Origin of the sequence: Geothrix mesophila (assembly GCF_022808835.1) — a bacterium.
Classification (GTDB): domain Bacteria; phylum Acidobacteriota; class Holophagae; order Holophagales; family Holophagaceae; genus Geothrix; species Geothrix paludis.
This window is the reverse complement of sequence record NZ_JAKZLD010000002.1, coordinates 295,974-320,700: the sequence shown is the minus strand read 5'-3', so window position 1 is coordinate 320,700 and position 24,727 is coordinate 295,974. Positions and strand designations below refer to the sequence as shown.

Here is a 24,727-nt window from a genome sequence, read left to right as displayed (position 1 = left end):
GGCTGCCTTTCTCTGCATTCTCGGCCATCTCCGCGCCCCTCCGCGTGAGTATTAAAGCGTTCAGCCCGCCGCGGAAATGGGCTGGGAAGGCAGGCCCAGCACCTCTTCCACCTTCTGCCGGGTGATGCGCAGGGACTCGCGCGAGGTGCGCTTGTCCGAAGGCAGCTCGTACATGGGCTCCAGCAGGATCTGCTCCACGAGGCTGCGGAGGCCCCGGGCGCCCAGCTTGCGGGTGAGGGCCTGCTCGGCGATGGCGTCGATGGCGCCGTCCTCGAAGCTCAGGTCCACGTCATCCATGTCGAAGAGCTTCACGAACTGCTTGGTGATGGCGTTCTTGGGCTGGGTGAGGATGGCCACCAGGGCCTCGCGGTCCAGGGGCGAGAGGCCCGCCACCACGGGCAGGCGGCCCACCAGCTCGGGGATGAGGCCGAACTTGATGATGTCCTCGGGCTCCACCAGGCGCAGCAGGTTCTCCTTGTCCTCCTTCGACGAGGGCGTGGAGCCGAAGCCCACGGCCTTGGCCCGGATGCGCTGCTTGATGATGTCCTCGATGCCCACGAAGGCGCCGCCGCAGATGAACAGGATGTTGCTGGTGTCCAGCTGGATGAACTCCTGGTGCGGGTGCTTGCGTCCGCCCTGCGGGGGGACGTTGGCGACCGTGCCCTCCACCAGCTTCAGCAGGGCCTGCTGCACGCCCTCGCCGCTGACGTCGCGGGTGATGCTCGGGTTCTCGCTCTTGCGGCCCACCTTGTCGATCTCGTCGATGAAGACGATGCCGCGCTGCGCCCGCTCCACGTCATAGTTGGCGGCCTGCAGCAGCTTGGTGAGGATGTTCTCCACGTCCTCGCCCACGTAGCCGGCTTCCGTCAGCGTGGTGGCGTCGGCCATGGCCAGGGGCACGTCCAGGAAGCGGGCCAGGGTCTGCGCCAGCAGGGTCTTGCCCGTGCCCGTGGGCCCCAGCAGCAGGATGTTGCTCTTGGACAGCTCCACCTCGGGGCCACCCAGGGCCTTCCGGGGGGTGACGATGCGCTTGTAGTGGTTGTAGACCGCCACGCTCAGGCGCTTCTTGGCGGACTCCTGCCCGATGACGTAGTCGTCCAGGAAGGCCTTGATCTCCTTGGGGCGGCTGAGCCGGGCGTCGGGCTTGCCCAGGGGTTTGCCCTGGCGGCTCATGCGCAGCTGGAGCTGGCCCGCCTCCAGGCACTCGTTGCAGATGAACGCCTCCGGTCCCGCGAGGAGCTGCTCCACCTCGTGGGGCTCCTTGCCGCAGAAGGAGCATTTCTGCTCGCGCTTGTACTTGTTCATGGCGGGACCTCGCCGGACCTAGGCTACATCGTGAATGGTCTTCAGTTCCAGGATCTCGAAGCGCCGGACGCCCGCCGGGATCTGGACCCGCACCTCGTTGCCCTCCTCCTGGCCCACCAGCGCCATGCCGATGGGGGAGCTGATGCTGAGATGCTGGGGATGGCCGTCGAGTTCCTCAGGAAGCACCAGCTTGAAGGTGAACTCCTCCTCGGAATCCAGGTCCAGGATCGTGACTTTGGACCCGTAGGCGGCCCGGGTCTTGGGCAGACGGCTGATGTCCAGGCTGGCCACCTCGGAGATGCGCTTCTCCAGCGTCACCAGCTTGTTCTGGAACATGTCCCGCTTGGCGAGGGCCTGTTCGTATTCGGCGTTCTCGGACAGGTCGCCCTGGCCGGCGGCCCGGGCGATCTCCTGGGGGATGTCCACCAGGAGGGCCTGCTTGACGGTCTTGAGTTCCTGTTCGAGCTTCGCAAGCACGTGCTTGGGCATGGGGGGTGTCCTGGTAAAGGGGGTCAAAAAAATGGCGGGCCGAAGGGGCCCGGTCACGCAGGGGGTGGTTGGATCGATTCTACCCACTCCCGGGGCGGAAGCGGAGCCGGGAGGGGGTGGCCCTCCCCCGGCCGGGTCTTGAAGCGGCGATGCATCCAGAACCACCAGCGGGGATCCTTGCGGATCTGGGTCTCGATGCGGGCGGTCATGAGCTGGGTGGCCACCCAGGCATCCCGGGCCGCGTCCCCGGTGACGGGTACGTGGAAGGCGGGCTCGAAGCGCACCGTGGTGGTGCCGTCGGGGTTGGGCCAGCTGAAGACCGGCAGGACCGGCAGGTCGTAGCGGGCGGCCAGGCTGCCGGCGGTGGAGAAGGTGGAGGCCCACTGGCCCAGGAAGCGGACGAACACGCCGCTGGTGAGGGCGTCCTGGTCCAGGAGGAAGCCCACGCCCCGCCCCGACCTGAGGGCCTTCAGCGTGTCGCGCATGGCGCCGTCCTTGAGGATCACCCGGTTGCCAAACCGGGTGCGGAAGGCCAGGGAGATGGGTTCCAGCAGGGGGTTGTCCAGCTCCCGCCCGATGGCGTCAATGGTACGGCCCAGGCGGCTCTGGGCCAGGGCGACGGCCTCCCAGTTGCCGTAGTGGCCCGTGAGCTGGATGAAGCCCCTGCCCGCGGCCTGGACGGCATCGAAATGTTCCAATCCCTCGACCTTGATCCAGCGGTCCAATTCCTCGGGCGTGGCGTGGCGCAGGCGGAGGAGGCTCACGAAGAGGCCCCCGAAGTGGCGGAAGCAGGCCAGGGAGAGGGCCCGGGTCTCGGCCTCGGAGAGATCCAGGTCCGCGAAGCGCAGGTTCTCCCGGACGATGCGGCGGTGCCGGGGGTCCACCAGGTAGAACAGCGCGCCCGCCCCCTCGCCCAGGGTCTGGACGGTGGTCATGGGCAGGCGACCGAGGATCCCGTCCAGCAGGCGGAACAGCCCGTACTCCAGACGATGCCGGAGCTTGGGTCGGGAGGTCTGCGGGGGGGTGGCGGTCAAGTCGGGCCTAAAAAAAGGGGCGCCTCGGGTGACGAGGCGCGGAAATTCAGTCTAGCAGGAACCTCGCTCAGGATTCCTTCATCAACATTTCCAACACTTCCATCACCCTCGCCGGAGAGATCCGGTGGGCGCTGGAGCCGTGGGTGGGGAAGCCGCCCGGAGCCGCCGGGTCGCAGTCCACATCCGGCCCCCGCAGGGGCAGGGCCCTGGGCCCGATGGGGTTCACCCAGACCTCGGGGCTGGGCCCGAAGAGGGTGACCGTGGGCCTTCCCGTGGCGGCGGCCGTGTGGGCCAGGCCCGTGTCGATGGCCACGTTGCCCTGGGCCGCGGCCTGGATGGCGCAGGCTTCGGGCAGGGTGGTCTTCCCGGCCAGGTTCAGGGCCCCGGGGACGGCACCCGCCAGGGCCTCGCCCAGAGGCACCTCGTCGGGCCCGCCCAGCAGCACCGGACGGAAGCCCTGCCCCTGGAGCAGGCGCATCAGCTCGGGCCAGGTGTGATCCTCGGGGAACCAGCGCTTGCCGAAGCCGCGGGTGCCGAAGGCCAGGGTGACGTAGGGCTCCCCGCCCCAGCCCTCGGCCCGCAGCTTGTCCGGCCCCTTGTGCCCGCCCAGCAGGGCCGGGGTCAGGGGCAGCCAGAGGGCCCGATCGTCGCCCGTGAGGGCTTCGAGCAGAGGCTGGATGCGGGTGGCGATGTGGAGGGGCAGGTTCCGGTAGCGGATGCTGTGGTGGTACAGCAGGCGCAGGTGGTTGTCGGCGATGCCGGCTCGGAGGGGCACCCGGCTCAGCCAGGCGGCGAAGGGCAGGCGGGCGCTCTGGGAGAGGTTCAGGAAGGCCGCGGGCGGACGCTTGCGCCAGCCCCGCACCAGAGCCCAGGGATCGGGCTTGGCCGCCCCGCCGCCTTCGATGTGGGCCTCGGCGATGAAGGCGGGATCGGCCTCGGAGAGCAGGGCGGCTCCGATGTGGTGACCCACCGCGATCCAGCGGAGCTGCACGCCCCGCTCCGCCGCCACGGCGTTCCAGTGGTGCTGGAGGGTGCGCAGGAAGGGCAGCGTCATCACCACGTCGCCCAGCTGGCGCGGGAAGCGGATCCACACCTCCGGGGCCGCGCCTCCGGCCAGGGCCCGGTCGAAGTGGGCCAGGGCCGGGTGGCGGCCGACATTCAGGTCGCCTCCGCGGCCGGTGCTCACGCGCCCTCCCTAGAGAGGGGCATGGTCATGCAGCGCGGCCCGCCCCGGGCGCGGCTCAGCTCGCTGGCCTCGATCTGCACCAGGTACTTCCCTCCGTCCAGCAGGTCCAGGGCGGGATCCGCCAGGACCTCCTTGGCGTTCAGCACCTTGTAGCCGGCCCGGTCGAGGGCCTCGGCGGTGGCCAGGTTGCGGCCGTAGCTGGTGATGACGCCCGGCGCCAGGCAGAAGGCATTGGCCCCGTCGGTCCACTGCTCCCGCTGCTGGAGGATGAAGTCGTTCCCGCCGCAGAAGATGGGCCTCAGGTCGATGCCCACGCCCCTCAGCGCCTTCAGCAGGCTCGGGTGGGTGCTCATGCGCAGCTCGGGGTGTCGCAGGTCGATGCTGGTGACGTTCAGCAGCTCCCGGCTGCCCTCCACGAAATAGGGCGGGTAGAGCAGGCACTCGCCCTCGCTGGTGCGGGTGAAGATGGTGTCCAGGTGCATGGCGCTGCGCTTCTTGGGCATGAGCACCATGAGCAGGTGGTCGAAGCTGCTGTCGTCCTCGGCGCGATGGTCGCGGAGGCTCTCGGCCAGGAGCTGGATGGCATCCGCCTGGGTGCGTTCGGAGCAGCCCACCACCAGCACCTTGCGGCTGAGCACGAGGATGTCGCCGCCCTCCAGGCTCACAGGGGCCTTGATCTCACCCCGGATGAGGGGCGTCACCTGGTCGAACCACTTGTCGTGCTCCGTGTGGTGCCGGAGGCGCGGGTGGTGCCGGAAGACGTAGCTCAGGATCAGCGGCTCCCGCTCCCGGGCCCAGGTGGCCATGGAGTTCACGCTGTAGCCGTCGCCGATGACCGAGGCCGGGTCGCGCATGAACAGCAGGTTCGGGATGGGCCGAACCCGGTAGTCGAACTCCTCCTCCCAGTGGGTGTGGGCGGGCATGTCGTCCCAGGGCAGGCCGCCGATGACGCTGCGGGCCACGTCCGCCGGGGTCATGTCCCGCAGGAGGTTGCAGGTGTCGTCCGGCAGCCCCACCAGGCGCCGCAGATCCTCGACGAAGGCCAGCTTCACGCCCTCGTCCTGGAGGGCCTCGATGAAGAGGTCCTGGATGTCCAGCACCTCGTCCGCCACCCGGGCCAGCACCTGGCGGAACTGGGCATGCTCCTGCCGGGCGAGATCGCCGTAGAGGATGTCGTCGAAGAGGAGCTTCTCCATCATCCCGGGCACCATCAGGTCCACCTCGGGGCCGGGGTTGTGGACCACCACCTGCCGGAGGCGGGCGGTCTCGGAGAACACGGAAAGCTGGATCGGCTGAATGGGCTGCATGGGGGTCCTTGGGGGGGCCGGAACCCCGCAGGGTAGCATGGAAGCCTTGTGACTTCTGCATCTGCGTGCCTCAGTTGACCCATGGGTTCGATATACTTTACCGATTTAGTCGGATTTTTTCTTGAACCCCGGGGATGCTGGCCCTAGCCTGATTATTCCCAACGAAACCCGGGGCAAGACCCCTTCTGGAGGCTTCATGGCCGCGTTCGTCACCCAGCCCGCACCCGATTTCAAGGCCGACGCCCTGGTCAACGGCGAGTTCAAGCAGATCTCGCTGTCCGACTACAAGGGCAAGAAGGTCGTCCTCTTCTTCTACCCCCTCGACTTCACCTTCGTCTGCCCCACCGAGATCCTGGCCTTCGCCGACGCCCTCAAGGAGTTCGAGGCCCGCAACACCCAGGTCATCGGCGTCAGCGTGGACTCCAAGTTCAGCCACCACGCCTGGGTCAACACCCCCCGCAAGGAGGGCGGCATCCAGGGCGTGACCTTCCCCCTGGTGTCCGACCTGAACAAGACCATCGCCCAGGACTACAACGTGCTGCTGCCTGCCGGCATCGCCCTGCGCGGCCTGTTCATCGTGAACAAGGAGGGCATCCTCAAGCACATCACCGTGAACCACAACGACCTGGGCCGCAGCGTGGAGGAGGTCCTGCGTCTCCTCGACGCCATCGACTTCACCGAAGAGCACGGCGAAGTCTGCCCCGCCAACTGGCACAAGGGCGAGAAGGCCATGAAGCCGACCTTCGACGGGCTGAAGGCCTACGCCTCCGCCAAGTAGACCGGCAGGGAACGCACGAAGCGGGCGCCGAAAGGCGCCCGCGGCGCGTACACAGAGGCGGAATGGCCGAAGGTCATGACCATCCGACCGAAGCAAAGCGGAGGGAGGATAGGACGGAATCGCCGCAGGCGATTGCCGCCCGGAGGGCGAGGGGCGGAGCCCCGAGTCACCATCCGACCTAAGCGCAGCGGAGGGAGGATAGGGCCGCATCGGCGCAGCCGATGGCGGGGGCGCAGCCCCGAGGGCCGGAGGCCCGAGCCAGGCCGACCTTCGACGGGCTCAAGGCCTACGCTTCCGCCAAGTAGCTATCAGCTGTCAGCCATCAGCTGTCAGAAAAGAGGGGCGCCGCGAGGCGCCCCTCCTTCGTTCCGGGGGCGCCTTCCGGAATGGACGGGCCCGGTTAATCTGTGGGGCCCATCCTTTCCACGCCGCGTTCCGCTTCGCGAGGACACCTTTGCCCCAGTCCAGGACCTACCCGCCTCTTCCCCCGGCCCTCCACCAGCCCCGGGGCTGGCTGTGCCGGATTCTGGGGCGGGCCTATCTGCGCCTGGGCGGCTGGCGCATCGAAGGAGCCTTCCCGGAGGAGCCCAAGTTCGTCACCATCGTGGCCCCCCACACCTCGAACTGGGATTTCGTGGTGGGTGTCGCCGTGGTCTTCGCCCTGGAGCTGCGCGTGTCCTGGCTGGGCAAGCACTCCCTCTTCCAGACGCCCCTCAGGCGCTTCTTCCTGTGGCTGGGCGGCATCCCCGTGAACCGCCAGGTGAGCCATGGCGTGGTGGACGCCTGCGTGAAGGCCTTCGAAGGCGTCCCCGCCCGCCTGCTGGCCCTGGCGCCCGAGGGCACCCGCAAGGGCGTGAGCCAGTGGCGATCCGGCTTCTACTGGATCGCGACGGCATCCGGCGTGCCCATCTGGCCCGTGGGCTTCGACTTCCGGGACCACGTGATCCGGCTGATGCCCGTGTTCCACCCCAGCGGGAACCTGGATGAGGACCTTCCCCTCATCCAGGCCCGGTTCAGCCAGGTGCATGGCCTGCGGGAGCGGCCCAGCGAGGCTTCTATTTGAGGGTGAACGCCACGGACGCGCCCTTGGGTTGACCGGTCCGGACCTGGAAGACCCGGGTGGGATCGGCCTTGGCCGTGTCCAGCAGCCAACCGAGCACCGCCTTGGCGCGGAGGTCCGCCAGCAGGGCCAGCTCCGCGGGATCCACCTTCTGGGCGGCCAGCAGGCGCTGCTCCATCTCCGCCGGAGGCGGGGGCGGCGCGGGCTTCTCGCCCTTGGCGGGCTTGGGCGAGGGGAAGGCGGCGTCGTAGGCGGCCTTGAGCCAGCGCTCCCGCTCAGTGGACGGCACGGGAGCCTCCTCCGCCTTGAGTCCCTGGGCCCGGGTGCGGCGAAGGAGGGCTTCCAGGGAGGTCTTGCGGAGGGCCCCGCCGTCGGCCCCGTCGTCCGCGGCCCCCTCAGCCTCCAGCCTAAGCTCCGGCCGCTCCTGCAGAGCCTTGGCCAGCCCCTGGAGCTTGGCCGTGGCCGCGGCGTCCAGGGCACTCGATCCCGGGGCGAAGGCCACGCTGCTGAGGTCGCCGGCGTCGCCGCCGAAGAGCTTGCCGATCAGGGTGAAGGGCGAGGTGGCGATCTTCCCCAGCAGGTTGAAGATGGCCTTCCACACGAGCTTGCCGTACTTCACATCGGGATCGTCGAGGTTGCCCTCGATGGGCAGGTCGAAGGCGATGACGCCCCGCCGGTCGCGGAGGATGGCCAGGCCCAGCTTCACGGGCAGGCCCGTGGCATCGGGGCTCGGCACCTTCTCGCCCAGGTAGAACTGGTCGAGCTTCACGGCGTTCTCGGACTTCAGGTTCCGACGGTCGATGCGCAGGCGGGCGTCCACGTCCAGCTTGCCCTTCTGCACGGTGTAGCCCAGGTATTTGCCCGTGTAGGGCGTGAAGTCCGTGAGGTCCGCCCCCTGGATCTTCAGGGCCACGTCCGTGTCCAGGTCGTGGCGCAGGGGCATGGCATGGCCCGTGATGGTGATGGGCGCTAGGCCCCCGGCGCGGCCCTTGAAGTCCACCTTGGACACGGCGTCCGGGCGGCCGGAGAGGCCCAGGTAGCTACCCTCCAGGTCGCTGAGCACCAGCGCCGCGTTGGGCTGCACGGAGCGGTCGATGAAGCTGAGGCGCCCGCCGGTGATGGCCAGCTTGGCGATGGCCAGGTCCGGCGCCGCGGCGGGCGTGGCGGGCACCACGGCGGCGGTGACCGCCGGGGGCTTGCCCTCCGGGGCCAGCCGCAAGGCCCGGGCCACGTTGGTGCTGCTGTCGGGCTGCATCACGAGCCGACCCTCGGGCTCGGTCCAGTCCACGGCCTGGATGGCCACGGACAGGGGCGCGGTGCGGATATCCGCGCCCGTCAGGCGCAGCGCCTTCCAGCGCACGAAGGGCTCATTCAGGGCCGCGTCCCGCGCCTCCAGGGCCTGCACCGAGGCCGCGCCCTGGTACCACACGCCATCGGTCTTGCGCCCCTCGAAGGCGAAGCGCACCCGCCCATCGGCGCCGAGCTTCCCCGAGGCAAGGCGCAGGTCCAGGGCCGTGTCCAGGTAGGGGTCCCAGGGCGCCAGCTCCAGGCCCTCGGCCTTCACCTTCAGGTCACCCGAGGGCTTGAGCGGGGCCACCCGGCCGTCCACATGGAGGGTCCCTGCGCCGAGCCTCAGGTCCAGGGACATGGGGCTGTCGGCCTTGGGATCCAGGCGCAGGTCCTTCCAGCCCAGAACCACGTCCGTGGCCTCCACCTTCACGGACCGCGCCGGCCCCAGGTCCTCCCAACCCACCCGGAAGCCCTTCAGGGCCAGGTCGCGGATCAGGAGCTGGAGCGGCTTCTCGTCCTTCTTCTTCTCCTTGGGCTTGGGTGGGGCCAGGAGGCGCACCACATTCAGGCTGCCGTCCTTGGCGGCCTGGACACGCAGCACGCCCTGCTCCGCCGCCACGGAGCCCAGCTCCACGGAGGGCGCCAGCAGGTCCGCCCGGCCATCCCGGATGGCCACCGACGGCAGCTCGATGGCGGGATCAGCCACGCCGCGCTCGGCGATCTTCAAGTCCTTCACGTCCAGTTCGATCCCGGACAGCTCCACCACATGGCGACCCTTGGACCACTCGAAGCGGTACTGGGCTTTCGCCGCGCCGATGCCGCTGCGGATCTCGCTGGAGACCTGCTCCTGCTCGTAGGGGCGGTACTTGGGCAGCGACAGGTTCTCCAGCAGCACCGCGCCCTTGGAGGCGAAGGGCTGGAGGCTGAGGTCACCCTTCCAGCTCAGGTGTTCCTTGGCCTCGGTCCAGGCCTCCAGGGCCACGCCGCTGCGGTGGCCGACCTCGGTGCGCAGGTTGTCCAGCCGGAAGGCGACGGGGCCCAGCACCGTGTGGAAGGGCGACGAGGCGGACCGGTCCGTGAACTCCAGGCGCCCCTCCTGCATCTGGAAGCGGCGCACGTCCAGGATCCACCGGGAGGGCGGAGCCTCCTGGGCGGGTTGCGCCGGCGCCTCCTCCTCGAGCAGGTCCTGGAAGTTGAGGTGTCCCTCGGAATCCAGCACCGTCCGGACCGTCAGGCCGTCCACCTCGATGATCGCGAAGCCCACGGTGCGCCGCAGGAGCCGCCAGACATACGGGTTCACATAGGCCCGCCGGAGGGTGATCCAGTCCCCGCCGCCCCGCTCGGCCACCCGCAGGCCCTCTACCGTCACGCCAAAGGTGAAGGGGTTGAAGCGGAGCTTGGCCACCGTGGTGGGGCGCTTGAGGGCCTGGGTGGCCGCCCGCTCGATGCGGGGCTTCGCCAGGGCCGGAATCAGGAAGAAGCCCGCCAGGACCCACAGCGCGTAGAGCCCCGCCAGCACGAAGATCAGCCGGCGCCACCGGCGGAAGAAGGCCTGGAGGGAGGCTGGGATGGGCATGGAAGAAGCATAGACCTTTCCGCCCGGTGTGATTCATGCCACAACCCCGTTCTCAAGATACGGCCGGGACGGCTATCCTCCTTCCGTCGCGGTGCCGCCAGGACTGCCACCCCCGAGCGTGTCGGCGCATCGCTGGACCGAGAGGCTTGTGTCATGGCGACACGACGCGTGGTGATCCTGGGAGCCGCCGGACGCGACTTCCACAACTTCAACACCGTGTACCGGGACAACCCCGCGTACCAGGTGGTGGCCTTCACCGCCACCCAGATCCCGGGCATCGAGGGCCGCCGCTATCCGGCCGTCCTCGCCGGGAAGCTCTACCCGGACGGCATCCCCATCCTCGACGAATCCGAGCTGGTGGACCTCATCCACCGCGAGAAGGTGGATGTGGCCGTCTTCTCCTATTCGGACGTCACCCACGCCACCGTGATGCACCTGGCCAGCCTCTGCATCGCCCACGGCTGCGACTTCGAGCTGCTGGGCGCGGACAAGACCATGATCCGCTCCACCAAGCCTGTCATCGGCATCACGGCTGTGCGCACGGGCGCCGGCAAGAGCCAGACCACCCGCTACATCAGCAACATCCTGAAGAAGCTCGGCAAGAAGGTCGTGGCGATCCGCCATCCCATGCCCTACGGCGACCTGGCCAAGCAGGCCTGCCAGCGCTTCGCGGACTACGGCGACCTGGACAAGCACGAGTGCACCATCGAGGAGCGCGAGGAGTACGAGCCCCACATCGACAATGGCTTCATCGTCTACGCCGGCGTGGACTACGAGCAGATCATCCGCAGCGCGGAGAAGGAGGCCGACGTCATCCTCTGGGACGGCGGCAATAACGATTTGCCCTTCTATAAGAGCGACCTGCACCTCTGCGTGGCCGATCCCCTGCGCTCCGGCCACGAGATGGCCTACCACCCCGGCGAGGCCAACTTCCGCATGGCCGACATCATCCTCATCAACAAGTGCGACAGCGCCAAGGAGGCCGACATCAAGGCCATCGAGGACAACGCCGCCCGGGTGAATCCCAAGGCCCGCGTCATCCGCGCCCACAGCCCCGTCACCTGCGACCGCCCGGAGCTCGTGAAGGGCAAGCGCGCCCTCGTCATCGAGGATGGGCCGACGCTGACCCACGGCTCCATGTCCTATGGCGCCGGCGTGGTGGCGGCCAAGGCCGTGGGCGCCCACGAGATCGTGGACCCCACCCCCTACGCCGTGGCCTCCATCGCCGCCACCTACCGAAAGTACCCCAACGCCCAGGGCATCCTGCCCGCCATGGGCTACGGCGACCAGCAGGTGAAGGATCTGGAAGCCACCATCGAGGCCACCCCCTGCGACGTGGTCCTCAGCGGCACCCCCATCGACCTCACCCGCGTCCTCAAGGTGACCAAGCCCATGACCCGTGTCCGCTACGACCTGGCGGAGATCCGCGAGGGGGTGCTGGAGGGGGAGGTGCGCAAGGCACTCGGCATGTAGGTTCCGCACGGCGGGAGGGGTCATCGAACCTCTCCCGCCTCAGGTAGGCTCGAAAGTCCGGGAGGTCCCATGACCCGCCTCTTCCAACCCCTCACCCTCCGCGGCCTCACGCTGCCGAACCGGATCGCGGTCTCGCCCATGTGCCAGTACCAGGCCACGGACGGGCTGGCCAACGACTGGCACCTGGTCCACCTGGGCGGCCTGGCCCAGGGGGGCGCGGGGCTGGTGATCACAGAGGCCACGGCGGTGGTGCCGGAGGGCCGCATCAGCCCGGACGATCTGGGCCTCTGGAATGACACCCAGGCCAAGGCCCTCGCCCGCATTGCGCACTTCATCGCCTCGCAGGGCGCGGTGCCGGGCATCCAGCTGGCCCACGCGGGGCGCAAGGCCTCGAACCCGGCCCCCTGGAAGGGCAGCGGCAGCCTGCCCGCCTCGGCGGGTGGCTGGACCCCCGTGGCCCCCAGCCCCCTGCCCTTCGATGCGGGCTGGACCGTGCCTGCAGCCCTGGATGAGCCTGGGATCCTGGCCCTCATCGAAGCCTTCATGGATGCGGCCCGCCGCGCCGTGGCCGCGGGCTTCCGGGTCATCGAGGTCCACGCCGCCCATGGGTACCTGCTGCACCAGTTCCTGTCCCCCCTGTCGAACCATCGCACCGACGCCTACGGCGGCTCCTTCGAGAACCGCACGCGGCTGGTCCGCGAGGTGGTGGGCGCCCTGCGCAACATCCTGCCCGAGGAGTTCCCCCTCTTCGCGCGGATATCGGCCACCGATTGGGTGGAGGGCGGCTGGACCCTCGACCAGTCCGTGGCCCTGGCCAAGGACCTGAAGGACCTCGGTGTGGACCTGGTGGACTGCTCCTCCGGCGGCCTGGTGCCCCGGGCCGAGATCCCCCTGGGCCCCGGCTACCAGGTGCCCTTCGCCGCCCGCATCCGCGCCGAGACCGGCCTCCCCACCGGCGCCGTGGGCCTCATCACCGACGCCGAGCAGGCGGAGCAGATCCTGGCCCAGGAATCCGCCGACCTCGTCCTCCTGGGCCGCGAGCTCCTGCGCGACCCCCGGTGGCCCCTGCACGCCGCCAAGGCCCTGGGCGCCGAAGTCGCCTGGCCCGCCTCCTACCTGCGGGCCGCGGGAAGCTCTGTGCCGATGCGGCAGCCGCTGGCCAGCCACTGACAGCTGACAGCTGATAGCTGATAGCTGATAGCTGATAGCTGAAACCTACATCGCCCGGAACAGCGTCAGCACCCGCACCTCGTCCGCACCGCCCTCCTTCAGGGCCTGGGCGCAGCGGAGGAGCGTGGTGCCGGTGGTCCACACGTCATCCACCAGCAGCACGATCCCGCCCGGCATCGCGCCCCGCCGCAACGCGACGGCCTTCCGGGGCAGGCGGCGGCGGGCGTTCTCGGTGCGCGTGGCCTGGCGGCCGCGGAACCACCCCTTGGCCAGCAGGGGTTCGTAGGGGCGACCGGCGCGATCCGCCACCACCCGCCCGGCCTCGGCGGCCAGGTCGAACCCCCGCCACAGGCGGCGCGGCAGGGCGCTGGGGGCCGAGGTCACCCGGTCCACCTCCTGCACCCAATCCGGCAGGGCCGCCAGGGCGAGGCGCCGGAGGAGGGCCTTCCGCCACCCCGTCTCGCCCCGCTTGATGCCCGGCAGCACGAGCGCCCCGAAGGGCGGACGCCCGCCGTGATAGTCCCACAGGGCCTCGCCCAGCTCCCAGGCCACCGCCTCCGGACAGGGGCCTTCGGCGTGCGGCAGGGCGCATTGCCGGCAGCGGCCCTCGGGGAGCGGCTGCAGGCCCTGCCAGCAGCGGGCGCAGAGGCCCGCCTCGGCCTCCGCGTCCACGGATCCCAGGCAACCCCGACACAGGAGCAGGGAACCCCGCGCCCGTGCGAGGCCGTCCAGGAAGGTCGTCGGAAGCATGGGGGGCATCTTACCGAGATCCATTCGGTGCTAGCATCGCCGGAAGCCCCCTGGCCCATTTTCCTGGAATTCCCTTCCGGGCCCCCCGTCCCGGATCGCATGGAGTTTTGTTCATGTCGACCGAATCCCGCCCCACCTCCCAGGTCTTCGCACGGAAGCCCCTGGCCCTGCTCCTCGAAGAAGCCAAGGGCGAGAACCGCCTGCGCCGGATCCTCGGCCCGGTGCAGCTCACGTCCCTGGGCGTCGGCGCCATCATCGGCGCCGGCATCTTCGTGGCCACGGGCGCGGCGGCCCACAACATCGCCGGTCCGTCGCTGATGCTCTCCTACGTCATCGCCGGCATCACCTGCATCTTCGCGGCCCTGTGCTATGCCGAGTTCGCCTCCATGGTGCCGGTGGCCGGATCAGCCTACACCTACGCCTACGCCACCCTGGGCGAGCTGTTCGCCTGGATCATCGGCTGGGACCTCATCCTCGAGTACGGCGTCTCCAGCGCCGCCGTGGCCACGGGCTGGTCGGCCTACTTCCAGAGCGCCATCAGCAAGATCGGCATCCACATCCCCAAGCTCCTGAGCGAGAGCCCCTGGAAATACGACCCGGCCACGGGCCACTTCGCCAGCACCGGCGCCGCCATGAACCTGCCGGCCCTGATCATCGTGGCCGTCGTGACGGCCGTGCTGGTGAAGGGCATCCACGAGAGTGCCAACTTCAACGCGGCCATGGTGGCCATCAAGGTGGCTGCCGTGCTCTTCGTCATCGGCGTGGGCGCCTTCTTCATCAACGCCGCCAACTGGCACCCCTTCGCCCCCTACGGCTGGACCGGCCTGAACATCTTCGGCCACCATGTGGCGGGCCAGACGGATCCGGCGGGCGCGCCCATCGGAACCCTGGCCGGCGCGGCCATCATCTTCTTCGCCTACATCGGCTTCGACTCCGTCTCCACCCACACGGAGGAGGCCAAGAACCCCCAGCGGGACGTGCCCATCGGCATCGTGGTGTCCCTGATCCTCTGCACGGTGCTCTACATCGCCGTGGTGGCCGTGCTCACGGGCATGGTGAAGTACAACCAGCTCGACATCAACGCGCCGGTCTCCATCGCCTTCAGCCAGAAGGGGCTGGGTTGGGCGGAGGGCATCATCGCCACCGCCGGCGTGGCGGGCATCACCTCCGTGCTGCTGGTGATGATGCTCAGCGGCCCCCGCGTGTTCCTCGCCATGGCCCGGGACGGCCTGCTGCCCAAGGCCACCTTCGGCGACGTGCATCCCAAGTTCCGCACGCCCTGGAAGTCCACCATCCTCATCGGCATCTTCGTGGGCACCCTGGCGGGCTTTCTGCCCATCGACGCCCTGCTGCACCTGGCGAACATCGGCACGCTGCTGGCCTTCGTCATCGTCTGCGCCGCCGTGCTCATCATGCGCAAGAAGCACCCCGAGGCCGAGCGGCCTTTCCGCTGCCCCTGGGTGCCCTTCGTGCCCGTCATGGGCGTGCTCACCTGCCTCCTGCTGATGTTCTCCCTGCCCACGGCCAACTGGTGGCGCCTCATCACCTGGCTGGCCCTCGGCTTCGTCATCTACTTCCTCTACGGGAAGAAGCACAGCGTCATGCGGAACCAGAAGGCCTGAGCCGCATACCAGGAAAGCACCACACACGCAGAGACCGCGGAGATGGCAGAGGAACGCAGAGGAAAACCGGCCAGGTCTGGCTTCTTTCTCGGCGAACCTCCGCTTCCTCCCCGACCTCTGCGTGTGATTTTCTTGATTCCACACGAGGCATTCCATGTCGATCTGGGCTGACCTGACCCCATCCAAGCGCTGCGACTGGATCGACCAGCTGCGGGGCTGGGCGGTGATCGTGATGATCGAGGTCCATGCGGTCAACGTCTGGCTGCACGCCGGCCTGCGGCCGGACTGGCTGAACTACCTGAACGGCCTGGTGGCGCCCAGCTTCACCCTGGCCGCCGGCTACAGCCTGGTGATCTCCACCTTCCGCACGGACGGAACGCTGCGCCCCTTCTGGCCGGACACGGCCCGGCGCCTGGGCTTCATCCTCCTCTGCGCCTATGCCCTGCACGCGCCGGGCATCACGGCCGCCGACTGGACCGTGCTCAACACCGCCCAGAAGGCCCGCGAACTCTTCAAGGTCGACGTGCTCCAGTGCATCGTGTTCTCGCTGCTCATCCTCCAGGGCCTCGCGCGGCTGGTGCGGAACCCGCGGGTCTTCACGGCCCTGGCCCTGGCCCTCGCCATCTTCGTGCCCCTGGTCTCGCCTTCCCTCTGGGCCACCGGCGTGGCCGACGGCCTGTGGCTGCCCATCCGCGGACTCTTCAACGGCAACCCCGACCGGGGCGTGCAGGCCCTGTTCCCGCTCTTCCCCTGGTTCGCCTTCCCGGCCTTCGGGGCCTTCCTGGGAGGACTCTACCGGCACTTCCGGGTGGTGCAGACGGACGGGAAGGCCCGCTGGAGCGAGGCCCGCTTCCTCACCGCGCTGGCCATTCTCGGCGCCCTCCTCCTGGCCTGGGGCGCCTCGGCCCAGCACGCCTGGCTCTGGGGCGGCACCTGGCTCCAGCACAACGGTGTCTGGATGCTCCACAGCAAGTCGGGGGCCTTCACCTATGCGGAACTGGGGACCATCTCCAACGCCACCCTGCCCAGCGTGGCCGCCCGCCTGGGCTGGATCCTGGTGGGCGGGACGCTGATGGGCGCCGTGGACCTCGTCCGCCCCCGCTGGAAGGGCCCCAACCCCATCGACGCCGCCAGCCGCGAATCGCTGCTCCTCTACATGCTGCACCTCAACCTGATCTTCAGCGTCCTGCTGGCCCCCGCGGTGGTGGCACTCACGGGCTGGGGCTGGGGGGATCTGGGCTGGGCGGGCACCCTGTCCATGACGGCCCTCATCATCGCCCTGAACCTGGCCGTGGGTGTCTGGTGGCAGAAGGTGCGGAAGGCGCCGGACCTCATGCGCCGCCTCCAGCACCGCGCCGTGGCCGTACTGGGTGTCTGGTTCGTGCTGGGCGGCTGGTGGACCTTCCGCCACTTCCTCCAGAGCCCCGAGTTGGCCAAGGAGCCCTACGGCTTCCTGAACGCCGCCCGGGCCCGGAAGGGCCTGCCGCCCACATCGGACGGCCTTTGCCGGGATCCCGAGGAATACTTCCGCGAGGCCGAGCGCCGGAGGCTCCACCTCAGCGACGAAGCCAAGGCCGACCTGGCCCGGCAGATCCTGGCCCGCAGCGCAAGCCGATAGCGGCCACGGAAACCCGTTAGAATCAATCCAATCATGGCTGAATCCGGCGGCAGCGCCCCCACATCCTGGCTCCTTCTGGCCGCCCTGGCGGTGCTCCTCTACCGGGGAACCACCATGGCGCTGCAATCGGCCTTCCACGCCCTGCCCTCCCTCCAGCGCCGCCGGCTCCTGGAGGAGGACACCATCCGCGACCCGCACCTGGCGGCGCTCCTGGAGCGGCCTCGGACCCTGGGCCTGGGTCTGGAGTTCTGGAACAAGGCCCTCTTCCTGATCCTGCTGGGCCTTCTCTGGCCCTTCCGGTTCATCCTCCCCGGCGGCGGCTGGACCCTGGGCCTCCTGGTGCTGGCCGGCCTCTGGGGCATGGATCTGGCTCTGCCCGCCCTCCTCACCTCCGCTGATCCGGGCCGCTGGCTGATCCGCCTCTTCCCCTTCTACGCGCCCATCCAGCCCCTCCTGGCCCCCCTGGTGGATCCCGTGGCCCGGTTCATCGAGCGGCGCTCCCAGGAGCGCGCGAAGGACGCCGATCCCGAGGACGCCACGGAGGAGGCCGTCACCGCGCTCCTCGAGGAAGGCGAGGCCGAAGGCATCCTGGAAGCCGGCGACCGGGAGCTCATCCGCAACGTCGTGACCTTCGGCGACACCCTCGTGCGGGAGGTGATGACGCCGCGCACGCGCATCGCCGCCGTCCCCCTGGAGGCCAGCATCCAGGAGGCCTGGCAGACCTTCACGCGGACCCGCCACTCGCGGCTGCCCGTCTATGAAGGCAGCATCGACCACATCCGTGGCGTGCTCCTGCTCAAGGACCTCATCCAGCTTCCGGATGGCGACCAGCCCCCCCTGGCCACACTCATCAAGCCCCCCCGCTTCGTGCCCGAAAGCAAGCCTGTGATGGACCTCCTGCGCGAGATGCAGCGCACCCGCACCCAGCTGGCCATCGTGGTGGACGAGTTCGGCGGCCTCTCGGGCCTGGCCACCATGGAGGACCTGCTGGAGGAAGTCTTCGGCGAGATCCAGGACGAGCACGAGGCCCCAGCCGGCCTGATGGTGCAGGCCCCCGGCGTCTACGTCGTCTCGGGCCAGGCCCATGTGGATGACGTAGCCCAGCGGCTGGGCCTCACCTGGGAGCGGGACGGCTTCGATACCCTGGCCGGCCTCGTCCTGGCCCGCCTGGGCCGCGTACCCCGCCCCCAGGAAGCCGTGGATGTCGAAGGCGCCCGCCTCACGGTGCTGAAGATGGACGGGACGCGGATCGTGCAGGTGCGGGTGGAACGGACTTAGGTCGCGTCGTGGCAGGCTCGCGGAGCTTCGCTCCGCGAGAATAGGAAAAAAGCCTAGGAACTGCGAAGCAGTTCCTTACTCCAGGATTCAGCCGTTAGGCTGAATCCTGGAGCCTGTCTGCATGATCCGTCGCATCCTCATCCTCCTGGCCATCCTCGGCCTGCCGGTCACCCTGCTGCTCGTTCGCCGCATGCAGCGGCGGGCCCTGGTGCCCCAGCCCCGGGGCATGGTGCTGGGGCTCTACGCCGGCGTGCCGGACTACGACTACCACGAGGAGCTGGACCGCATCGCGGCCACGGGCGCCACCTGCGTGAGCCTCCAGGCCATCTACCGCATGGACACGGGCCACAGCAACGAGATCCGGCGCCATCCCACCTCCAGCCCCACGGAAGAGAGCCTGCGCCGCACCTTCCACGAGGCGAAGGTCCGGGGCCTGCGCATGATGTTCTTCCCCACCATCAACCTGCGGGACGAGGCGGACAACGCCGACTGGTGGCGCGGCAACATCGAGCCCTCCGACTGGGACCTGTGGTGGAGGAACTACACGGACTTCAACGTGCGCCTGGCGGCCCTCGCCCAGGAGGGCGGCGTGGAGTGGTACAGCCTCGGCACCGAGATGGCCTCCACCCACGCCTTTCCCGAACGCTGGCGGGCCCTGGCCGCCGAGGTGCGCAAGGTCTTCAAGGGCAAGCTGGTCTACAGCGTGAACTTCGACAGCCATGACAGCTTCACCTTCGGCGACTGCCTGGATGTCATCGGCATCAACACCTACGACCCCATCGCCAAGTACGACGAGTACCCCACGCCGGAGCAGATCCGCGACGCCTGGTGGTGGATCGTCTACAAGGCCCGCACGCTCTCGGCCCGCTTCGCCGACGCGAAGGGCCCCAAGCCGGTGATGATCACCGAGGTGGGCTACCCCAGCGTGGCCCATGCCCACGTGGGCCCCTGGGACTTCCGCACGGACAAGCCCGTGGACCTGGCCCTCCAGAACGAGCTGCTCAAGGGCGCCTTTGGCGTGCTCCGGCACTGGAGCGACGGCGACGCGGTGTTCTACTACCTCTACGGGGAGAACCTCGCCCAGAAGCCCATCGGCGGCCCCCTGGACCGCACCTATGCCGTGTGGGGCAAGCCCGTCGAGGCCACCCTGCGGAAGTACTTCAAGGAGCCCATCTGGGAGGGCCACATCCCGCCCAAGGCCGAGAACCTCCACGAGGCCATGGTGCAGTCCCTCGTGAGCTGGCACCGCAAGGTGCGGGACTACGAGGACGCCGAGCTGCCCCCCTGGGTCCTGGACTGGGAGGCCCGGCACCCCGTGGACGCCGCCGAGGCCCTGGCCATCCTCGCCAAGGAGCCCACGCCGGCGCGTAAAATTCCCAAGGGAGAGGCCCGGTGACGGTATCCTGGAGGCAGGTGCCATGAACCCAGCCGCCCAATCCCGCCACCGTCCCGACCTCGACGCCCCCGGGCGCACCCTGCTCGTCGTGGAGGACGACCGGGCCACCCTCAGCCTCTACCGGGCGGGGCTGAAGGGCCTCCAGGGCTTCCGGATCCTCGCGGCCTCGAACGGCCAGGAGGCCCTGGAAGTGCTCCGCCAGGAGGCGGTCCACGTGCTGGTCACCGACCTCGACATGCCCGTCATGGACGGCTTCAACCTCATCACCAAGGTGGGCCGCCTCTACCCCCAGATCCCCGTCATCGTCATGACCGGCCTGGACGAGGGCCAGCACCTGAACACCCCCCTGGACCTGGGGGCCGTCCGCATCCTCTCCAAGCCGCTCCGCCTGGGGCACCTCATGGAGGTGATCCGCACCGCGGTCCAGGCCGAGCCCGTGGGCGTGATCCGGGGCCTCACCCTCAGCAGCATCCTCCAGCTCCTGGCCTGGGAGCAGAAGTCCTGCACCCTCACAGTCAGGTCCCAGGCCGGCATGGGGCTCCTCTACCTGAAGCGCGGCGAGGTGATCCACGCCGCCTACCGCGACCAGAGCGGCTTCCCCGCGGTCTACGAGATCCTCACCTGGGACCGCCCGGACATCGAGTTCGTGGAGACCTGCCGGGTGGAGCGGACCATCGACACCCCCCTCACCGAGCTTCTCCTGAACGTGGCCCTGATCAGCGATTCCCTGGGACCCGAGGGCGATCCGGACCCGTCTGCGGGCCGCCCCGGAATTTGACAGTTCGCGCCTCCCGGGGCGCAGGTATGGGACTTTCGTCAAAACCCGCGATGGGGGGTCTCCAAAGGGCACCCGCCGGGGAATAATGGCGCGTGTGCGGCCCCGAGGGGCCCCCTTCCCAGGCAGGTGTCCATGTCCCAGCTGAAGCCCTTCCGCGCCTACCGCCCCCGGCCCGAGCTCGCCGCCCAGGTGGCCGCCGTGCCCTACGACGTGGTGAACACCCAGGAGGCCGTTGAGCTGGCGAAGGGGAACCCGCACTCCTTCCTCCACGTGGGCCGCCCCGAGATCGACCTGCCCGCGGGCACGGACGTCCACTCGGACGAGGTCTACGCCAAGGGCGTGGCCAACCTCATGGCCATGATCGAGAAGGGCACCCTCATGCACGAGGGCCTGCCCAGCCTCTACGTCTACCAGCAGCGCATGGGCGACCATGTGCAGGCCGGCCTGGTGGGCCTCTGCTCCGTGCAGGAGTACGAGAACGGCACCATCAAGCGCCACGAGTTCACCCGCAAGGACAAGGAGGACGACCGCACCCGGCACGTCACCGAGCAGAACGCCAACGCCGAGCCCGTCTTCCTCACCTACAAGGCCGTCCCCTACATCGATCACATCGTCAATGACATCCGGAAGCTGCCGCCGGTCTACGACGTGGTCACGCCCGACGGCATCGGCCACACCGTGTGGGTCGTCACCGGCGAGCCTGTGATCTGCGAGCTGGTGAACCTCTTCAACGGCGTGCCCGCCCTCTACATCGCCGATGGCCACCACCGCACCGCCGCCGCCATCCGCTACGGCCAGGCCCGCCGCGCCGCCGCCGGATCCGCCGCCACGGGCGACGAGCCCTTCGAGAGCTTCATGGCCGTGGTCTTCCCCCACGACCAGCTCAAGATCATGGACTACAACCGCGTGGTGAAGGACCTCAACGGCCTCAGCCAGGAGGCCTTCCTGGCCAAGGTGCGCGAGACGTTCGACGTGGCCCCCGCCGCTCACCGCAGCCCCAAGGCCCCCACCACCTTCGGCATGTATCTGGGCGGCGCCTGGTACGAGCTGAAGGCCAAGCCCGGCACCTACCCCGCCAGCGATCCCGTCCGCGGCCTGGATGTCAGCATCCTCCAGGAGAACCTGCTGGGCCCCATCCTTGCCATCGACGATCCCCGCACCAACACCCGCATCGACTTCGTGGGCGGCATCCGCGGCATGGACGAGCTGGAACGCCGCGTGAAGGAAGGCTACGCCGTGGCCTTCTCCCTCTACCCCACCTCCCTCGACCAGCTCATGTCCGTGGCCGACGCTGGCGAGGTCATGCCGCCCAAGTCCACCTGGTTCGAACCCAAGCTGCGCTCCGGGCTGCTGGTCCGGATGTACGAAGGCTGAACGGAGATTCGCATGCACACCCTCATCGCCGACGCCTTTGACGCCAAGCTGCCGGAGCGCCTCGCCGCCTTCGGCACCGTCAGTTCCGACATGGCCACCCTCGGGCAGGCCAACGTCCTGCTCGTCCGTTCCAAGACCAAGGTGGACGCCGACCTCCTGGCCAAGGCCCCCGCGCTCAAGCTCGTCATCCGCGGCGGCGTGGGCATGGACAACGTGGACAAGAAGCTCTGCGCCGAGAAGGGCGTCAAGGCCATGAACACGCCCAGGGCCAGCAGCGTGGCCGTGGCGGAGATGGCCATGGCCTTCATGGTGGCCATCCCCGCGCGCCTCATCGAGGCCCACACCTCCATGAAGGATGGCAAGTTCCTCAAGAGCGAGCTGAAGCGCACCGAGCTCTTCAGGAAGACCCTGGGCCTCGTCGGCGCCGGCAACATCGCCACCGAGGTGGCCAAGCGCGCCCAGGCCTTCGGCATGGAGGTGATCGCCTACGATCCCTACCTCAAGGAGCACCCCATCGCGAAGCTGGTGAGCCTGGACGAGCTGGCCGCCAAGGCCGATGTCATCAGCCTGCACCTGCCCCTCACCGACGAGACCCGGGGGATGGTGAACGCTGCCTTCCTGGCCAAGGTGAAGGATGGCGTCATCCTCATCAACACCGGCCGCGGCAAGTGCATCGTGGATGCCGATCTGGCCGCCGCCCTGCACAGCGGCAAGGTCCGCGCCTACGGAACGGACGTGTGGCCCAGCGATCCGCCGCCGGCGGACTGCCCCCTGCTCCACGCCCCCAATGTCTTCATGGCCCCCCACCTCGGCGCCAGCTCCAAGGAGAACCTCGGCCGCATCGGCGACGAAGTCGTGGCCATCCTGACTGACTTCAAAGCCTGAAACCGCGAAACACGCGAAAAGGCGCTAAAAAGAGATCTTCCGGCTGTTCGCTTCACCTGTTTTTGACCTTTTCATTTCGCGTCATTTGGCGTTTTTCGCGGTTTCATTCATTCGGAGGTTTCGATGACCCATCGCGTGATCAACTTCTACGCCGGCCCCGCGGGGCTCCCCCTGCCCGCGCTGGAACGCGCGCAGGAAGAGCTGCTGGACTTCGCCGGCACCGGCATGTCCGTCATGGAGGTCAGCCACCGGTCGAAGGAGTACGACGCGGTGCACGAGGAGGCCATTGCCCTCACGAAGGAGCTGATGGGCCTGCCCAGCAACTACAAGGTGCTGCTGCTCCAGGGCGGCGCCCACCTCAGCTTCGGCATGATCCCCCTGAACCTGCTGCGCGGCGGCCGCAAGGCCGACTACATCAACACCGGCAATTGGGCGGAGAAGGCCACCAAGGAGGCCAAGCTCGTGGGCGGCGACAACGTCCGCGTGGCCGCCAGCACCAAGGAGCTGAAGTACAGCCGCCTGCCCTTCGCCGACGAGATCAAGGTCGGCCCCGACAGCGCCTTCGTTCACTTCACCTCCAACAACACCGTGGAGGGCACCCAGTGGCACGAGTTCCCCAAGGTCGGGAACGTGCCCTACATCTGCGACATGAGCAGCGACATCATGTGGCGCCCGTTCGACGTGAGCCCCTTCGGCCTCATCTACGGCGGCGCCCAGAAGAACCTCGGCCCCAGCGGCGTGACCCTCACCATCATCCGCGAGGATTTCCTCGAGATGTGCGAGGCCCAGGACCTGCCCAGCTACCTGCGCTACAAGATCCACGCCGAGAAGAACTCGCTCTACAACACCCCGCCCACCTTCGGCATCTACATCCTGCGCAACGTGCTGGCCTACAACAAGAGCATCGGCGGCCTGAAGGCCATCGAGGCCAGCAACAAGAAGAAGGCCGAGCTGCTCTACGGCTGCATCGACAAGCACAGCGGCTTCTACAAGGGCTTCGTCACCGAGAAGGCCCATCGCAGCGTCATGAACGTGGACTTCTTCCTGCCCACGCCCGAGCTGGACGACCAGTTCGTGAAGGAGGCCAAGAAGGCCGGCATGGTGGGCCTCAAGGGCTACCGCGACATCGGCGGCATCCGCGTCAGCACCTACAACGCCGTCACCGTCGACAACGTGAAGACCCTCGTGGACTTCATGGAGCAGTTCGTGAAGGTGAACGGGTAGTCAGCCGTTCTCATGGCATGAAAAGGGGCGCCGTTTCCGGCGCCCCTTTTCATGCCTAGGAGAAAGCGTGGTCAGGGCCTCGGGCTTTCCGGCGCGCCTAATCGTAGGCCCAGCACGATCTCCTCGATCTTCCGGTCCTTCTCCTCCCAGATCTCGTGCAGCCAGGCCTGCATGCGGGCGCGGAAAGCGGGATCGCCTTCGTAGTCGCCGCCCAGCAGATCCTTCGGAATCTCCAGCTCCCGCACCCGCACCACCACCTGCCTCACCTTGCCCGAGAGGAAGTCCCAGAAGCTGGGCACGCCCTCGGGGTAGACGATGGTGACGTCCAGCAGGGCGTCGAAGCGCTCGCCCATGGCGCTGAGGGCCGTGGCCAGGCCGCCGGTCTTGGGCTTGAGCAGGTGCCGGTAGGGCGAGCCCTGGGCCGCGTGCTTGGCCCGGTTGAACCGCGTGCCCTCCAGGAAGTTCATCACCGAGGTGGGGATCTGGCGGAACTTCTCACAGGCCTTCCGTGCCGTGGCCAGGTCCTTCGAGCGGCTGCCGCTGCGGCGGCGCATGAAGGGGAAGTCCAGGGCCCACCAGGCCAGGCCCATGACCGGCACGTAGAGCAGCTGGCGCTTGAGGAAGAACTTCAGGAAGGGCACCTTGCGGTGGAAGACCTTCTGCAGCACCAGGATGTCCACCCAGCTCTGGTGGTTGCTGCTCACCAGGTACCAGCCCTTGCGCCGCAGGCCCTCGTGGCCCTTCACATCCCAGCGAATGCGGTGCACCAGGGCCATCCACCACCCGTTCACGGCGATCCAGCCCTCGGCCATGCCGTTCAGCAGCCGGTCCGTGCCCCGGCGGACCGCCCCGAAAGGCAGGGCCAGCTTCACCAGGGCCACGGGGATCATGCCAGAGAAGATGGCCAGGACATTGGCCACCAGCATGGAGCCGGCCACGCTGCCCTTGAAGGTGGACCACAGACGCTTGAGCATTCCGAACTCCGACCTTCCAGTTTACCGGACCTCCCCACGATTCCAGGAAGCCCGGCGAGGCGTCAGCCCAAGGGCGGGACCCAGGCTTTTTTTCGCCACCGTTTTCAGTGATTTAGGTCATTGAAAGCGAGAAAAGAGGAACGCAGAGCGCGCAGAGATG

General features: G+C 68.5%; 20 protein-coding genes. 12 read left to right on the top strand and 8 right to left on the bottom strand.

The window, feature by feature from the left end:
* Positions 1 to 60 precede the first annotated feature (60 nt).
* The 5 genes from clpX to MLG87_RS08865 form a co-directional block, all read right to left on the bottom strand.
* Positions 61 to 1,305 (bottom strand): ATP-dependent Clp protease ATP-binding subunit ClpX, encoded by a 1,245-nt coding sequence (gene clpX, locus MLG87_RS08885; protein WP_243294831.1) that lies wholly within the window; start codon positions 1,303 to 1,305, stop codon positions 61 to 63.
* 18 nt (positions 1,306 to 1,323) lie between these two features.
* The gene (locus tag MLG87_RS08880; RefSeq protein ID WP_243294830.1) at positions 1,324 to 1,794 is read right to left on the bottom strand and encodes a GreA/GreB family elongation factor; all 471 of its coding nucleotides are present in this window, start codon (positions 1,792 to 1,794) and stop codon (positions 1,324 to 1,326) included.
* A 53-nt stretch (positions 1,795 to 1,847) separates the two neighbouring features.
* Positions 1,848 to 2,828, bottom strand: coding sequence for a lysophospholipid acyltransferase family protein (locus tag MLG87_RS08875; RefSeq protein ID WP_243294829.1), 981 nt, complete (start codon positions 2,826 to 2,828; stop codon positions 1,848 to 1,850).
* 67 nt (positions 2,829 to 2,895) lie between these two features.
* Positions 2,896 to 4,014: a glycosyltransferase family 9 protein gene (locus tag MLG87_RS08870; protein ID WP_243294828.1), complete on the bottom strand. Its 1,119-nt coding sequence runs from the start codon at positions 4,012 to 4,014 to the stop codon at positions 2,896 to 2,898.
* The gene (locus MLG87_RS08865) at positions 4,011 to 5,321 is read right to left on the bottom strand and encodes an arginine deiminase (protein ID WP_243294827.1); all 1,311 of its coding nucleotides are present in this window, start codon (positions 5,319 to 5,321) and stop codon (positions 4,011 to 4,013) included. Before MLG87_RS08865 ends, MLG87_RS08870 begins: the two co-directional genes overlap by 4 nt.
* A 196-nt stretch (positions 5,322 to 5,517) precedes the next feature.
* Between MLG87_RS08865 and MLG87_RS08860 the strand changes: the two genes are divergently transcribed.
* Both MLG87_RS08860 and MLG87_RS08855 read left to right on the top strand, forming a co-directional pair.
* Positions 5,518 to 6,099, top strand: coding sequence for a peroxiredoxin (locus MLG87_RS08860; protein WP_026852219.1), 582 nt, complete (start codon positions 5,518 to 5,520; stop codon positions 6,097 to 6,099).
* A gap of 454 nt (positions 6,100 to 6,553) precedes the next feature.
* Entirely contained in the window at positions 6,554 to 7,162 is a 609-nt protein-coding gene (locus MLG87_RS08855) for a 1-acyl-sn-glycerol-3-phosphate acyltransferase (RefSeq protein WP_243294826.1), read from the top strand.
* On the opposite strand, the gene MLG87_RS08850 is transcribed toward MLG87_RS08855, so the two are convergent.
* Positions 7,155 to 10,025, bottom strand: coding sequence for a DUF748 domain-containing protein (locus tag MLG87_RS08850; RefSeq protein WP_243294825.1), 2,871 nt, complete (start codon positions 10,023 to 10,025; stop codon positions 7,155 to 7,157). The genes MLG87_RS08855 and MLG87_RS08850 overlap by 8 nt on opposite strands.
* A 153-nt stretch (positions 10,026 to 10,178) precedes the next feature.
* Between MLG87_RS08850 and MLG87_RS08845 the strand changes: the two genes are divergently transcribed.
* Together MLG87_RS08845 and MLG87_RS08840 are read left to right on the top strand one after the other, a co-directional pair.
* A complete protein-coding gene (locus MLG87_RS08845) occupies positions 10,179 to 11,498 on the top strand; it encodes a cyclic 2,3-diphosphoglycerate synthase (RefSeq protein ID WP_243294824.1) in 1,320 nt (439 codons plus the stop codon).
* A 69-nt stretch (positions 11,499 to 11,567) separates the two neighbouring features.
* Positions 11,568 to 12,668, top strand: coding sequence for an NADH:flavin oxidoreductase/NADH oxidase (locus tag MLG87_RS08840; protein ID WP_243294823.1), 1,101 nt, complete (start codon positions 11,568 to 11,570; stop codon positions 12,666 to 12,668).
* Positions 12,669 to 12,713: 45 nt separating this feature from the next.
* On the opposite strand, the gene MLG87_RS08835 is transcribed toward MLG87_RS08840, so the two are convergent.
* On the bottom strand, positions 12,714 to 13,418 hold the full coding sequence (locus MLG87_RS08835) for a ComF family protein (RefSeq protein ID WP_243294822.1): 705 nt from the start codon (positions 13,416 to 13,418) through the stop codon (positions 12,714 to 12,716).
* A 113-nt stretch (positions 13,419 to 13,531) separates the two neighbouring features.
* Here MLG87_RS08835 and MLG87_RS08830 point away from each other — a divergent pair, with 113 nt between their 5' ends.
* From MLG87_RS08830 to serC, 8 genes are all read left to right on the top strand, one after another.
* Complete coding sequence (locus MLG87_RS08830; protein WP_243294821.1) at positions 13,532 to 15,040, top strand: amino acid permease; 1,509 nt, start codon at positions 13,532 to 13,534, stop codon at positions 15,038 to 15,040.
* Between the two features lie 154 nt (positions 15,041 to 15,194).
* The gene (locus tag MLG87_RS08825) at positions 15,195 to 16,658 is read left to right on the top strand and encodes a heparan-alpha-glucosaminide N-acetyltransferase domain-containing protein (RefSeq protein WP_243294820.1); all 1,464 of its coding nucleotides are present in this window, start codon (positions 15,195 to 15,197) and stop codon (positions 16,656 to 16,658) included.
* A 33-nt stretch (positions 16,659 to 16,691) separates the two neighbouring features.
* A complete protein-coding gene (locus MLG87_RS08820; RefSeq protein ID WP_243294819.1) occupies positions 16,692 to 17,936 on the top strand; it encodes a hemolysin family protein in 1,245 nt (414 codons plus the stop codon).
* A gap of 121 nt (positions 17,937 to 18,057) precedes the next feature.
* Positions 18,058 to 19,332, top strand: coding sequence for a glycoside hydrolase family 113 (locus MLG87_RS08815; RefSeq protein ID WP_243294818.1), 1,275 nt, complete (start codon positions 18,058 to 18,060; stop codon positions 19,330 to 19,332).
* Positions 19,333 to 19,354: 22 nt separating this feature from the next.
* Positions 19,355 to 20,110 (top strand): response regulator, encoded by a 756-nt coding sequence (locus tag MLG87_RS16105; protein ID WP_279341187.1) that lies wholly within the window; start codon positions 19,355 to 19,357, stop codon positions 20,108 to 20,110.
* 132 nt (positions 20,111 to 20,242) lie between these two features.
* The gene (locus tag MLG87_RS08795) at positions 20,243 to 21,484 is read left to right on the top strand and encodes a DUF1015 domain-containing protein (RefSeq protein ID WP_243294817.1); all 1,242 of its coding nucleotides are present in this window, start codon (positions 20,243 to 20,245) and stop codon (positions 21,482 to 21,484) included.
* A gap of 12 nt (positions 21,485 to 21,496) precedes the next feature.
* Positions 21,497 to 22,369 carry an NAD(P)-dependent oxidoreductase gene (locus MLG87_RS08790; protein WP_243294816.1) on the top strand — a complete coding sequence of 291 codons (873 nt, stop codon included), beginning with the start codon at positions 21,497 to 21,499 and terminating at the stop codon, positions 22,367 to 22,369.
* A gap of 123 nt (positions 22,370 to 22,492) precedes the next feature.
* Positions 22,493 to 23,593: a 3-phosphoserine/phosphohydroxythreonine transaminase gene (serC, locus tag MLG87_RS08785; RefSeq protein ID WP_243294815.1), complete on the top strand. Its 1,101-nt coding sequence runs from the start codon at positions 22,493 to 22,495 to the stop codon at positions 23,591 to 23,593.
* A 71-nt stretch (positions 23,594 to 23,664) separates the two neighbouring features.
* On the opposite strand, the gene MLG87_RS08780 is transcribed toward serC, so the two are convergent.
* The gene (locus MLG87_RS08780) at positions 23,665 to 24,567 is read right to left on the bottom strand and encodes an acyltransferase (RefSeq protein WP_243294814.1); all 903 of its coding nucleotides are present in this window, start codon (positions 24,565 to 24,567) and stop codon (positions 23,665 to 23,667) included.
* Positions 24,568 to 24,727: the final 160 nt, after the last annotated feature.